Here is a 12,643-nt window from a genome sequence, read left to right as displayed (position 1 = left end):
TATAGGACAGGCGCTGAATCCATCTGCCTATCTTCATCAGCGAAAGCTTTCATCAAAAAGACATAAAACCTTTGTGGATATTCTCAAAGGTTTTATGTCTTTTTTAAAATATTATTTCATAATTATTAAAAAATGTTGAAATATAAAATCAAGGCAGTTACAATGATGGCATTATTCAAGAGGGGGGAATTTGGTTGGAAAAAAAGCTGATGCAGCTGACGACCGAGTCAAGAAACAGCCGTACCATGCAGATAGACACAGCAGATACAAAAACAATCTTGACGATGATGAACGAGGAAGACCATGGCGTGGCAGAAGCTGTCAAGGAAGTGCTTCCTGACATCGAACAGGTCGTTGGCTTTGTGCTTCACTCGTTTCAAAAAGGAGGCCGTCTTTTTTATATAGGCGCTGGAACGAGCGGCCGTCTAGGTGTGCTCGATGCGGTTGAGTGCCCGCCAACGTTCAGCACACCGCCTGAAATGGTGCAGGGCCTGATCGCGGGAGGTGAACACGCCTTTGTAAAAGCGGTTGAAGGGGCAGAAGATGATGAAGCCGCCGGCCGGCAGGACCTCCAAAGCCGCGGATTAACAGAAAGAGATACAGTCGTTGGATTAGCGGCAAGCGGCAGGACGCCTTACGTAAAGGGCGGGCTCGCGTACGCCCGGGAAATTGGTGCCAAAACGGCTGCTATTTCCTGCAATAAAAATGCTCAAATCAGCACGTATGCTGATCAGCCAATTGAAGTCGTGGTCGGACCGGAAGTGTTAACGGGATCTACACGCTTAAAAGCAGCCACAGCACAAAAAATGATTTTAAATATGATTTCGACCGCCTCCATGCTGCAAATGGGCAAAGCATTTGAAAATTTAATGATCGATGTGCGCGTGAGCAATGTAAAGCTGAGACAAAGAGCGGTTCACACAATTGTCCGGGTAACAGGCGTCTCCAAAAAGCGGGCAGAAGAAACACTCGATGCAGCCGGAAACGAAGTGAAAACAGCGATTGTGATGCTCGAATGCGGCGTGCCATTCGAAGAAGCTAAAGAGCTGTTAACAAAAGCGGAAGGATATGTGCGCCGAGCTGTTAAAATGGGGGGCGCACGCGGAGGAAGCAGCCGATGACCACCGGGGGATTAAATAGGCTGCGGAGCATTTTGCCCCAGCTGCCTCCTTCGGAAAAAAAAGTCGCCCAGTTTATTTTGGAGCAGCCAGAAAAACTACTCCATGCTACAGCAAGCGAAATCAGCCAAATGGCTGGCTCAAGCAGCGCGGCAGTGATTCGCTTATGCAAATCAATGGGGGTTAAAGGGTTTCAGGAGTTAAAAGTCCGGGTCGCCGGTGATTTAGTGAAAGTACCGGAAGCAGGATACCGGGACATTGAAAGCGGCGAAACGCTTGATGGCATTACACAGAAAACATTGAGCAATGGGATTCAAAGCTTAACGGATACAGCCGAATTGATGGATTACGGGCAAATGGAGGCGGCAGTCGAGGCGCTGGCGGGTGCGAAAACGGTTCACTGTTTTGGCATCGGCGCTTCGAGCTTAATTGCGATGGATGCCCAGCAAAAACTGCTGCGCATTCACAAAAACGCAACGGCTTTTACCGATACACATTTAGTGGCATCCCTGATTGCCAACGCGGAAGCGGATGATGTGCTTTTGGGCATTTCGTTTTCAGGAGAAACGCAGGAAGTCGCACGTCTCCTGTCTCTCGCCCAAAAGCGGGGAGTCAAAACGATCAGCTTAACCAAGTATGGATCATCTACCGCTGCGTCTCTGGCAGATATCAACTTATTTACATCTGCATCAAGCGAAGCACCGCTTAGAAGCGCTGCTACCGCTTCACGCTTTGCTCAATTGTTTGTGATTGATGTGTTATTTATGGGTGTGGCAACAAAAGAATTTGATCAAACGGTACAGTATATTGATCGTTCAAGGGAAGCGATCGGCTTTTTAAAAGAATCAAAATAAAAAAGGGGAAACAAAGGGTTGAAATACGGGGAAAGGGTGAGCGGGGATGACAAACGAAAATAAAATGATCGCACAGCAAATTTCCGACTGTTTAGGCGGGCCGGATAATGTCGAATCTTTTACCCACTGCATGACGCGGCTGAGAGTAACACCAGTAGATTACGCGCGCGTAAATACAGAGGCGATTAAAAAAATTGATGGAGTTTTCGGAGTGGTCGAAGAAGAAACGATTCAAGTGATTCTAGGGCCGGGGAAAGTCAATAAAGTCGCAGAAGAGTTTAGCAAAATCATGGATGCGTCAGATGGAAAGGTACTGAGAGACCGTGCAGCTGCCGTAAAAGCAGAATTAAAAGAAAAAAATGCCACGCCGTTTAAGCTGTTTTTGCGTAAAATATCGAGCATCTTTATTCCGCTTATTCCGGCACTCGTTGCATCCGGACTGATTACAGGTATATCGAAAGCGATTATTCAAGCAGGCTGGCTGGCGGCTGATTCACAAACGGCTCTTCTTTTAACAGCGATTGGCAGCGGCTTGTTTGCTTACCTTGGCATTTTAGTCGGCTTAAATGCGGCAAAAGAGTTTGGGGGATCACCTGCTTTGGGTGCACTGGCCGGCATTTTGGTCATCAATCCGGCGATTGAAGGCGTTACATTGTTTGGGGAAGCATTGGTGCCGGGCCGCGGCGGCTTGATTGGAATTTTGTTTGCGGCTACTTTCATCGCTTACGTAGAGCGCTGGATTCGTAAAGGGGTGCCGCAGTCGCTCGATATTATCGTGACGCCGACGATTGCGCTGCTGATTACCGGTATTGTCACGTATGTGATTTTTATGCCAATCGGCGGCTTTATTTCTGAAGTGATTACAAACGGTCTGCTGGCTGTTTTAGATATAGGCGGAATCGTCGCTGGCTTTGTACTTGGCGCAACGTTTCTGCCGCTCGTGGTAACGGGCCTTCATCAAGGGCTGACACCGATTCATCTGGAACTGCTCAATTCCATCGGAGATGATCCGCTTCTTCCTATTTTGGCCATGGGTGGAGCCGGTCAGGTGGGCGCTGCCTTTGCGATTTATATGAAAACAAAGAAAAGACGATTAAAGCGGGCGATAGGGGGATCTCTTCCTTCCGGCATGCTCGGCATCGGTGAGCCGCTTATTTTCGGCGTGACGCTGCCGCTCGGAAGGCCATTTTTGACCGCCTGTCTCGGTGCAGGTGTTGGCGGCGCGTTTCAAGCATACTTCAATGTTGCCACAAGTGCGATCGGGGTTTCCGGCCTGCCGCTTTCGTTTATTGTTCTTCCGCATCAAATTCTATTGTATTTAGCCGGACTTGTTATCGCGTATGCGGCTGGTTTTGCATTTACGTATTTGTTCGGCTTTAAAGATGAAATGGCCACAGAGTTTGATGAATGAAGAAAGCAAAGCGCAGAGACTCTTTTCTGCGCTTTTTACATAAGGAGGATGCGCATGTTTGGAATTTCGGTTTATTTAAATGAAGACATCGGAGAAAAGCAAGAGCAATATGTAAAGAAAGCAAAGCAGCATGGCTTTAAGTGGGTATTTACATCGCTGCATATTCCCGAAGATGATGCCTCGAAGCTTAGCAGCCGGTTTCGCCAGCTTGCCAGGCTCGCCCGGGAAACAGGGATGGCGCTTTTTGCGGATGTTTCTCCCGCATCACTTGAGAAAATCGGCTTGTCTATGGACCGGGCCAAAGAGCTGCTTGAATGGGGCGTTGCCGGGCTGCGCGTAGATTACGGTATTGCCGGAAAAACGATTGCGGATCTTTCTAAAAGGATGAACATAGCACTCAATGCCAGTACGCTGACCGAGCGTGAATACGAAGACATTCTTTCGGCTGGAGCAGATATCAGCCGCATTGAAGCGTGGCATAATTTTTATCCGCGTCCGGAAACAGGACTTGGAGAAGCCTACATGGAAGAAAAAAATAAATGGCTCCTTTCACTCGGTTTGAGCACCATGGCGTTTGTTCCGGGGGACCGCCATAAGCGCGGCCCGCTGTTTCAGGGACTGCCCACATTAGAGAAGCACCGGAACCGGGCGCCTTTTGGGACGGCGCTTGAGCTGATCCGTCAGCTGCATACGCAAAAAGTATTGATTGGTGATCCGGACTTGTCGGATGAAGCCTTCCGGCAGTTTAAGTGTTTCGAGGAGGACGCATGTATTCCGCTGCGGGCAAAATCATTTACGGATGTCACTCTTTATGCGGACGTTCAAACGAACCGGCCGGACCCGGCAAGAGATTGTATTCGTTCCGTTGAATCAAGAGGGTTTGCCCAAGTCGGTGACAAAACAGTAGAGCCTTTTCAGACGGTTGAGAGGCCGAGAGGAACGATTACCGTCGACAACAAACGGTATTTACGCTATGCCGGGGAAATGCAAATTACGCTGAATGACCTGCCAGCCGATGAAAGAGTAAACGTGATTGGCAGAATCAGTGCGGAAGACTTGCCGCTTCTTTCGTTTATCGGGCCGGGCGGGCGCTTTATCATTCACTGGGACCAGTAAGCAGTTCTTGCCCCGCCATCTATGATTTTTTCTTTTTGTTTTGGGGAAAAGAAAAGAGAGGTGATGGGTATGAATATTAATGTAAAGCCGGCCGCTGTGGCAGAACTGAAAAAGTATGAGTTTGGAGAAAGCGAAGGAGTCCGGATCGAATCGATTTTTATCGGCAGCTGTTCGATTGTATCCGAATACCATTTGCGAATCGATCGTAAAAAAGAAGGCGATGATTTGTTTACCGTCTCAGGCATTCCGTTTCTTGTTTCAAAAGAAAGCCAGGAAAATCTCCACGACCATATTGCACTCGATTTTAACCCGGCGATGGGTTACAAGCTGACATCAGCTGAAGAAACCTACCGTTACAATTTAAAATTAGAGCGGGCATAGCAAGATCTTTCTCTGAGAAACTTTTAAGACTGTCGACAAAGCCGGCAGTCTTTTTTTTGTAAAGACTTCCACTGCTAAAAACGGAAAGAGGGCTTATCAGGGAGTACCGCTTGTTTGAAAGAACCCGCCAGGGAAAGTCGGCCAGATTTCACACCTTAGAGCAGTACGAGGGCTTTCTTGGCTCACATCCAAAAAGTTCCTGCTCCTTGCGTGCGAAAGAAATAAAAGGATATGCGGGCAGCCGGTTTTATTTGTCTGCTATTTGGAGTCTTTCTTTTGAAAGATCTTTTTTGGTACATAATCTAACAAAAGTTCAGACAAATAGTCTGAAAAGTACGAATATATAGTTAGACTTTTCATGGAATTATATGTTTTTTATTCCTATTTGAAACATTGATGGAAACCAATTTTGGGGGAGGAGATAAAAGAAGTTGATTTTAAATCCATACATAACAGATTTATCCGCTGTCCTTCTTGGATAAAAAGCTGTGTATATCATTGTTAAGGGGTGGTTATATGAAAGGGATGAAAAGATTCTGGGGCAAACAAACTGTTATCGCAGCCGTTTCGGCAGCTGCACTTGCATTAAGTGGCTGTGCAGCTTCAAGTGCTTTAAATGAAGAAAAAGAAAAGCCTGCTGCTAATACAGAAGGGGATACAGTAAAAGTAGGTGTGCTTCATTCGTTAAGCGGAACAATGGCAATCAGTGAAGTGTCACTTCGGGATGCGGAATTAATGGCTATTGAGGAAATTAACGCAAACGGCGGTGTTCTTGGCAAGCAGATTGAGCCAGTCGTTGAAGATGGGGCCTCAGACTGGCCGACATTCGCTGAAAAAGCAAAAAAGCTTTTGCAGAAAGATGAAGTCGCAACCGTTTTCGGCGGCTGGACATCTGCAAGCCGAAAAGCGATGCTGCCTGTATTCGAGCAAAATAACGGCCTGCTCTGGTATCCGGTACAGTATGAGGGAATGGAGTCTTCACCGAATATTTTCTATACAGGAGCCACAACGAATCAGCAAATTGTTCCGTCTGTGACATGGCTTCTTGAAAATAAAGGAAAATCCTTTTTCTTAATCGGTTCTGATTACGTATTTCCGCGCACAGCAAACAAAGAAATCAAAGCACAGCTTAAAGCAGAAGGCGGCACTCTAGCCGGTGAAGAATATACACCACTTGGCCATACCGATTACAGCACACTGATCAGTAAAATCAAAGAGAAAAAACCAGAAGTCATCTATAACACGCTGAATGGGGACAGCAACGTTGCCTTTTTTAAACAGCTGAAGGATGCGGGAATTACAGAGGATGATATTACAGTTCTGTCTGTCAGTATTGCGGAGGAGGAAATTCGCGGCATTGGGACGGATATTTTAACAGGCCATTATGCAGCGTGGAATTATTTCCAAACAACGGATACGCCGGAAAATAAAAAGTTCGTTGCGGCTTACAAGAAAGCATATGGGGATGATCGTGTAACCGGCGATCCAATTGAAGCAGCGTATAATGCCGTTTATTTATGGGCAGCTGCCGTTGAAAAAGCCGGATCCTTTGATGTTGATGCAGTGAAAAAAGCGGCAGGCGGCATTGAATTTAAAGCGCCGGGCGGAACAGTCACCATTGACGGAGATAACCAGCATACGTACAAAACTGCCCGCATTGGTGAAATTCAAGCAGATGGCCAGTTTAAAGAAGTATGGAACTCAGGCGAGCCTGTTAAACCGGATCCGTATTTAGAAACGTATTCATGGGCAGAAGGACTAAATTAATCGGTACAAATAAGGGAGGGAAACTTCTCCCTTATTTGTTTTTTAAAAAGGAGTGAACTACATGGCAGTCGTGGCTGCACAGCTGTTTAACGGGATTAGTCTTGGCTCTATTTTGCTTTTAATTGCCCTTGGGCTGGCCATTACATTTGGGTTAATGAATGTGATTAATATGGCGCACGGAGAGTTTATTATGGCCGGGGCATATACAACTTATGTGGTCCAGCAGGCATTTTCACATTATGTTCCAGCGGCGCTATTTAATTATTACTATATCGCAGCAATTCCGCTCTCATTTTTAATTGGTGCCCTGCTTGGCTTTGTTCTTGAAAAAACGCTTATCCGTTTTTTATATCACAGGCCGCTTGACAGCCTGCTGGCCACGTGGGGGGTCAGCTTAATTTTACAGCAGATGGCACGTTCCATCTTCGGCGCACCAAATGTCGCAGTTACGGCACCGGCCTGGCTTGACGGCGGGTTGACAATCGCGGGTGCTGTTTTTCCCTATAAGCGTTTATTTATCATTGCGCTTGCTGTGATTTGTATGGTTGCCCTTTATTTATACCTTGATAAAACAGCGGCGGGCCGGAAAATGCGCGCGGTTACAATGAATCGCAGCATGGCGTCAAGCCTGGGGGTATCTACTCAAAAAGTGGATGCGGCGGCATTTGCAATCGGTTCAGGACTTGCCGGCATTGCAGGATGTGCCTTAACGGTTCTGGGTCCGATTGGCTCAACAATTGGCACCTATTATATAGTAGATGCTTTTATGATTGTTATTCTGGGCGGAATTGGAAGCTTGGCCGGCACTGTTTTTGGTGCACTTAGCATCGGTATGCTTGGCACAGTGGCTGAGTTCTGGACGGGTGCCTCCATGGCAAAGGTCATCGTATTTGCGGCTATTGTCGCCTTTTTACAATTTAAACCGGCCGGGCTGCTGTCAGCACGCACGCGGTCATTAGAATAGGAGGGAACAAAATGGATAAGAAAAAACTGGGCTATTGGCTTTTTTTTATCGCACTATTTTTAGGCCCTCTTTATTTAACTGAATTTCGCCTGGCGCTTTTAGGAAAGTTTTTGTGTTTTGCACTTGTCGCTCTTGGCATCTGTCTCATCTGGGGATACACCGGCATTTTAAGCCTTGGGCATGGTGTTTATTTCGGCCTCGGTGCTTATTGCACGGCGATGTACTTAAAGCTTGAAGCGGCGGGCGGCACACTGCCAGACTTTATGGAATGGAGCGGAGTAACAGCTCTTCCGGCATTTTGGCAGCCATTTTCAAACCCCGTTTTTGCTCTTAGTGCATCTTTGCTGATTCCAGCGCTGCTCGCGGCAATGCTTGGTTTTTTAACGTTTAAAAATCGAATTAAGGGAGTGTATTTTTCCCTAATCAGCCAGGCTGTCGTTGTTGTGTTTGTGACGCTTTTTGTGGCGAAGCAGGACTGGACCGGCGGTACAAACGGATTAACGAATTTTACTACATTTCTTGGTTTTTCATTAGCGTCCCCGCTTGTGCAGATTGTCCTTTACTTGATGACAGTTTTGATTTTGGGTGCCTCGTTTGCTCTTGCTGCTGCCTTGACAAAAAGCCGGGCAGGGCGGGTGTTGTCGGCCGTACGGGACGGCGAAAACAGAGTGCGCTTTTTAGGATTTAACCCAACATCTTATAAAGTATTCGTTTACAGCTTATCTGCGGCACTGGCAGGCCTTGCTGGCACATTATTCGTCCTGCAGGTTGGCCTTATCTCCCCGGCTATGATGGGGATTATCCCATCGATTGAAATGGTGCTGTGGGTGGCGGTAGGCGGCCGCCATTCATTGATTGGCGCTATTTTAGGTGCCATTATCGTTAACAGCGCCAAAAGCTTTTTTAGCGAGTCTTACCCAGACATATGGTCGATCTTTTTAGGTCTTCTGTTTATTATTGTGGTGATGTTTTTACCGAATGGTATTGTGGGCGCGGTGAATTCGTGGAATGAAAAGCGGGTCAAATCCAAGCAAAAGGGAGGAACTGCCGATGCAGCCGATTCTATCGTGTCGTGATGTGAAAGTGTCATTTAACGGATTTCAGGCACTTCGAGGAGTTGATCTAACCGTTTATCCGCAGGAAGTCCGTTTTTTAATCGGGCCAAATGGCGCCGGAAAAACCACACTGCTTGATGTGATTTGCGGAAAAACGAAAGCAAGTGGCGGTGAAGTCGTATATCGGGAAACAGAAAACATTCGCAAACTGCAGGAGCATGAAATTGTGCGTCTTGGCATTACCCGTAAGTTTCAGGCACCTTCTGTTTTTACCAATTTGACTGTGCTGGAAAATCTTGAGCTTTCCCTTAAGCAAAAAAGAAGCCTCTGGGCAGTCATGCGAGCCAAATTAACAAAGGAAGACGAAGAAAAGATGGACTTCATGCTTCACCGTATTGGATTAAGTGAGCAGCGGCACCAGCCGGCCGGGATACTTGCACATGGCCAGAAGCAGTGGCTTGAAATTGGCATGCAGCTTATGCAGGAGCCGGAAATTTTACTGCTGGATGAACCGATTGCCGGGATGAGTGAAACTGAGCGCCATAAAACGGGAGAACTCATTCATGACATTTCAAAGACCTGTGCAGTTTTAATTGTAGAGCATGACATGGAGTTTGTAAGAAACTTTTCGAAACAAGTGACAGTTATGCATGAAGGCCGGGTGCTCTGTGAAGGGACAATGGCTGAGATTCAGCAAAATGAACAAGTGGCCGAAGTTTACCTCGGAAGGAGAGACAGCGCATGTTAAAAGCAGAAGGTATCCGAGCGGGGTACGATGAAAGCATGGTGCTGAATGATGTATCTCTTCAGGCGGAAATTGGAAAAGTAACAGCAGTGCTCGGGCGTAATGGAGTTGGAAAATCCACTTTGATTAAAACGATTGCCGGTCTTATTAAACCGGCAGGCGGTTCCATCAAGTGGATGGATGAAAGAATAGAAAAGAAAGCTCCCGAATTTCGAGCGAGAAGTGGTATTGCGTATGTACCGCAAGGACGAGAAATTTTCTCAGCCTTAACAGTAGAGGAAAATTTACTATTGGGTCTTGAAGCTCTGCCAAGGAAGGAGCGAAAGGAGCTGCCAGGTGAAATATTCGAATGGTTTCCCATTTTGCGTGAAATGATGCATAGAAAAGGCGGCGATCTGAGCGGCGGCCAGCAGCAGCAGCTGGCCATTGCGAGAGCCATCGTTGGCAGGCCTAAAATGCTTCTTTTGGATGAGCCAATGGAAGGAATCCAGCCATCAATCGTGCAGCTTATTCAACAGGTGATTATCGACATTGCCTCGAAGCAAGGAATGGGTGTTGTTTTAGTAGAGCACAGTCTCGATCTTGCTTTTGCCTGCGCTGATTATTATTACATTTTGGATCACAGTACGGTAGTAAGCGAGGGGATCACGGATATGGCGCATAAAGACCTCGTAAAACAACATTTAATTATTTAAATCGAAAGGAGGACAAAGCGTCCTCTTTTTTGTGAATAAAATAAATTTTCTAACAACGTTTATTCCTTTTTGTTGGAAATAAAGTTATAATGATGTTAGAAAATATCACATGAATAACAAAATCTTTATCTTTTAACGTGTAAAATAAAGGATGTGTAGAAAAGGAAGAAGGGGTCTTTTATGAAGCTGACGGCACGTGAGCAGGAAAAGTTAATGATTGTTGTGGCAGCTGATTTGGCACGCCGCCGCAAAGACAGAGGGTTAAAGCTGAATTATCCGGAATCGATTGCTTTCATTACGTATGAAGTGATGGAAGGAGCACGCGATGGAAAATCGGTACCGGAGCTGATGCAGTTTGGCACAACGATTTTATCAAGAGAAGATGTAATGGAAGGTGTTCCGGAGATGGTTCACGATATTCAAGTAGAAGCAACCTTTCCGGACGGAACGAAACTGGTCACCGTTCACGACCCGATACGTTAAGGAGGAGTGCACATGATTCCTGGTGAATACAAGCTTCAAAGTACCGCGATTGTATGCAATGAAGGAAAAGAAGAAACGAAGGTTTTTGTGACAAACCGGGGTGACCGGCCCGTTCAGGTTGGTTCCCACTTTCACTTTGCAGAAGTGAATCAGGCACTCGAATTTGAACGTGACAAGGCACTTGGTAAACGGCTGAATATTCCCGCAGGCACAGCAGTCCGTTTTGAACCGGGAGACGGCAAGCCGGTTGCGCTCGTTCCGTTTTCCGGCGAGCGGCGCGTATACGGGCTAAACAATCGCACGAATGGCGCGCTTGATGGGGAGGAAGAGGCATGAGTTTTCAAATGTCACGCCGGCAGTATGCAGATATGTTCGGACCCACAACTGGTGACTGTATCCGTCTGGCAGATACAGATCTCTTTATTGAAATTGAAAAAGATTACACGGTGTACGGGGATGAAGTGAAATTCGGCGGTGGAAAAGTGATCCGTGACGGGATGGGTCAGCACCCCCTTGCTACGCGCGCAGAAGCGGTTGACCTTGTGCTGACCAATGCCATTATTCTTGATTACACAGGTGTTTATAAAGCGGATATTGGCGTAAAAGACGGAATGATTGCTGCCATCGGAAAAGCGGGCAACCCCCTTTTGATGGACAAAGTAGACATTGTGATCGGTGCTTCTACCGAAGTGATTGCCGCAGAAGGAAAAATTGTTACAGCCGGCGGCATCGATGCGCACATTCATTTTATTTGCCCGCAGCAAATCGAAACAGCGCTTGCCTCCGGTGTTACAACGATGATTGGCGGTGGAACGGGACCGGCTACCGGAACAAATGCGACCACATGCACCCCGGGTGAGTGGAATATCTTCCGTATGCTTGAAGCAGCCGAAGCGTTTCCGATGAATATCGGCTTTCTTGGCAAAGGAAATGCGTCCGGAATCGAGCCGCTTGAAGAACAAATTCAAGCAGGCGTGATTGGCTTAAAGCTGCATGAAGACTGGGGCACAACGGCTGCTACGATTGATACGGCGTTAAAGGCAGCGGACAAGTATGATATTCAAATTGCCATTCATACCGATACATTGAACGAAGGCGGCTTTGTGGAGGATACGATTGCGGCGATCGATGGACGGGTGATTCATACATACCATACAGAAGGAGCAGGAGGCGGGCATGCGCCGGATATTATCAAAGCGGCCGGCTATCCAAATGTTCTTCCTTCTTCCACAAACCCAACCCGTCCTTACACAGTCAATACATTGGACGAGCATTTGGACATGCTGATGGTCTGCCACCACCTTGATCCATCGGTTCCGGAAGATATTGCGTTTGCTGACTCGCGCATTCGGAAAGAAACGATTGCGGCAGAAGATATTTTGCATGATTTAGGTGTGTTCAGTATGATCAGCTCTGATTCCCAGGCAATGGGGCGGATTGGCGAGGTGATTCTGCGCACATGGCAGACGGCCGACAAAATGAAAAAGCAGCGAGGGAAAATGAGTGAAGAAACAGGGGAAGGCGATAATTTCAGAGCGAAAAGATACGTTGCGAAATATACGATCAATCCTGCTTTAACACACGGCATTTCCGACTACGTTGGTTCTATTGAAATAGGCAAGCTTGCAGATCTTGTCCTATGGGAGCCTGCTTTTTTTGGCGTGAAACCAGAGCTTGTCTTAAAAGGCGGCTTGATTGCCCACAGCATCATGGGCGATCCAAACGCGTCCATCCCAACACCGCAGCCGGCTTTGTACCGTCCGATGTTTGCAAGCTTCGGCAGGGCACTTTTCAAAACATCGATGACCTTTATGTCTAAAGCGGCGATCGAGCGCGGTGTTCCAGAAAAACTCGATTTAGAAAAAATGATCCGTCCTGTCGGCGGCATCCGCACTTTGCAAAAAAGCGACATGAAATACAACGGTGAAACACCCAAGATCGAAGTGGACCCGCAGACATATGAAGTAAAAGTAAACGGTGATCTGATAACGTGTGAACCGGCAGAAACCGTGCCAATGGCGCAGCGCTATTTCTTATTTTAAGGTGGGATCGAA

At 47.0% G+C, this 12,643-nt stretch carries 13 protein-coding genes; all 13 read left to right on the top strand.

Translation table 11 applies throughout. The features are described from left to right. Positions 1-209: 209 nt before the first annotated feature. The 13 genes from murQ (at position 210) to ureC (ending at position 12,631) form a co-directional block, all read left to right on the top strand. Positions 210-1,121, top strand: a complete 912-nt coding sequence (gene murQ, locus RIN81_RS11665) for an N-acetylmuramic acid 6-phosphate etherase (protein WP_309090572.1) — start codon at positions 210-212, stop codon at positions 1,119-1,121. Further along, the gene (locus RIN81_RS11660) at positions 1,118-1,972 is read left to right on the top strand and encodes a MurR/RpiR family transcriptional regulator (protein ID WP_309090360.1); all 855 of its coding nucleotides are present in this window, start codon (positions 1,118-1,120) and stop codon (positions 1,970-1,972) included. Before murQ ends, RIN81_RS11660 begins: the two co-directional genes overlap by 4 nt. A 46-nt stretch (positions 1,973-2,018) precedes the next feature. Continuing rightward, complete coding sequence (locus RIN81_RS11655; protein ID WP_309090358.1) at positions 2,019-3,383, top strand: PTS transporter subunit EIIC; 1,365 nt, start codon at positions 2,019-2,021, stop codon at positions 3,381-3,383. A 54-nt stretch (positions 3,384-3,437) separates the two neighbouring features. Then, entirely contained in the window at positions 3,438-4,499 is a 1,062-nt protein-coding gene (locus RIN81_RS11650) for a DUF871 domain-containing protein (protein ID WP_309090356.1), read from the top strand. A 69-nt stretch (positions 4,500-4,568) separates the two neighbouring features. Beyond that, on the top strand, positions 4,569-4,880 hold the full coding sequence (locus tag RIN81_RS11645; RefSeq protein WP_309090353.1) for an iron-sulfur cluster biosynthesis family protein: 312 nt from the start codon (positions 4,569-4,571) through the stop codon (positions 4,878-4,880). A 525-nt stretch (positions 4,881-5,405) separates the two neighbouring features. After that, positions 5,406-6,647 (top strand): urea ABC transporter substrate-binding protein, encoded by a 1,242-nt coding sequence (gene urtA, locus RIN81_RS11640; RefSeq protein ID WP_309090351.1) that lies wholly within the window; start codon positions 5,406-5,408, stop codon positions 6,645-6,647. 61 nt (positions 6,648-6,708) lie between these two features. Continuing rightward, a complete protein-coding gene (urtB, locus tag RIN81_RS11635) occupies positions 6,709-7,611 on the top strand; it encodes an urea ABC transporter permease subunit UrtB (RefSeq protein ID WP_309090349.1) in 903 nt (300 codons plus the stop codon). Between the two features lie 11 nt (positions 7,612-7,622). Beyond that, positions 7,623-8,687, top strand: a complete 1,065-nt coding sequence (urtC, locus tag RIN81_RS11630; RefSeq protein WP_309090347.1) for an urea ABC transporter permease subunit UrtC — start codon at positions 7,623-7,625, stop codon at positions 8,685-8,687. Further along, positions 8,662-9,414 (top strand): urea ABC transporter ATP-binding protein UrtD, encoded by a 753-nt coding sequence (urtD, locus tag RIN81_RS11625; protein ID WP_309090345.1) that lies wholly within the window; start codon positions 8,662-8,664, stop codon positions 9,412-9,414. Before urtC ends, urtD begins: the two co-directional genes overlap by 26 nt. Further along, positions 9,408-10,106, top strand: a complete 699-nt coding sequence (urtE, locus tag RIN81_RS11620; protein WP_309090343.1) for an urea ABC transporter ATP-binding subunit UrtE — start codon at positions 9,408-9,410, stop codon at positions 10,104-10,106. The genes urtD and urtE overlap by 7 nt, the downstream gene beginning before the upstream one ends. A 180-nt stretch (positions 10,107-10,286) precedes the next feature. Next, positions 10,287-10,589, top strand: coding sequence for an urease subunit gamma (locus RIN81_RS11615; RefSeq protein ID WP_309090341.1), 303 nt, complete (start codon positions 10,287-10,289; stop codon positions 10,587-10,589). 12 nt (positions 10,590-10,601) lie between these two features. After that, positions 10,602-10,925 carry an urease subunit beta gene (locus RIN81_RS11610; RefSeq protein WP_309090339.1) on the top strand — a complete coding sequence of 108 codons (324 nt, stop codon included), beginning with the start codon at positions 10,602-10,604 and terminating at the stop codon, positions 10,923-10,925. Beyond that, positions 10,922-12,631 carry an urease subunit alpha gene (gene ureC, locus RIN81_RS11605; protein ID WP_309090337.1) on the top strand — a complete coding sequence of 570 codons (1,710 nt, stop codon included), beginning with the start codon at positions 10,922-10,924 and terminating at the stop codon, positions 12,629-12,631. The genes RIN81_RS11610 and ureC overlap by 4 nt, the downstream gene beginning before the upstream one ends. Positions 12,632-12,643: the final 12 nt, after the last annotated feature.

The sequence above is a fragment of the Domibacillus sp. genome (genome assembly GCF_031181085.1).
GTDB lineage: Bacteria > Bacillota > Bacilli > Bacillales > Domibacillaceae > Domibacillus.
This window is presented reverse-complemented; position numbering and strand designations above follow the sequence as displayed.

Excerpts from the sequence above, each read along its gene's own strand:
- murQ (WP_309090572.1), top strand. The coding sequence starts at position 210 with ATGCAGCTGACGACCGAGTCAAGAAACAGCCGTACCATGCAGATAGAC.
- RIN81_RS11660 (WP_309090360.1), top strand. The coding sequence starts at position 1,118 with ATGACCACCGGGGGATTAAATAGGCTGCGGAGCATTTTGCCCCAGCTG.
- RIN81_RS11655 (WP_309090358.1), top strand. The coding sequence starts at position 2,019 with ATGACAAACGAAAATAAAATGATCGCACAGCAAATTTCCGACTGTTTA.
- RIN81_RS11650 (WP_309090356.1), top strand. The coding sequence starts at position 3,438 with ATGTTTGGAATTTCGGTTTATTTAAATGAAGACATCGGAGAAAAGCAA.
- RIN81_RS11645 (WP_309090353.1), top strand. The coding sequence starts at position 4,569 with ATGAATATTAATGTAAAGCCGGCCGCTGTGGCAGAACTGAAAAAGTAT.
- urtA (WP_309090351.1), top strand. The coding sequence starts at position 5,406 with ATGAAAAGATTCTGGGGCAAACAAACTGTTATCGCAGCCGTTTCGGCA.
- urtB (WP_309090349.1), top strand. The coding sequence starts at position 6,709 with ATGGCAGTCGTGGCTGCACAGCTGTTTAACGGGATTAGTCTTGGCTCT.
- urtC (WP_309090347.1), top strand. The coding sequence starts at position 7,623 with ATGGATAAGAAAAAACTGGGCTATTGGCTTTTTTTTATCGCACTATTT.
- urtD (WP_309090345.1), top strand. The coding sequence starts at position 8,662 with ATGCAGCCGATTCTATCGTGTCGTGATGTGAAAGTGTCATTTAACGGA.
- urtE (WP_309090343.1), top strand. The coding sequence starts at position 9,408 with ATGTTAAAAGCAGAAGGTATCCGAGCGGGGTACGATGAAAGCATGGTG.
- RIN81_RS11615 (WP_309090341.1), top strand. The coding sequence starts at position 10,287 with ATGAAGCTGACGGCACGTGAGCAGGAAAAGTTAATGATTGTTGTGGCA.
- RIN81_RS11610 (WP_309090339.1), top strand. The coding sequence starts at position 10,602 with ATGATTCCTGGTGAATACAAGCTTCAAAGTACCGCGATTGTATGCAAT.
- ureC (WP_309090337.1), top strand. The coding sequence starts at position 10,922 with ATGAGTTTTCAAATGTCACGCCGGCAGTATGCAGATATGTTCGGACCC.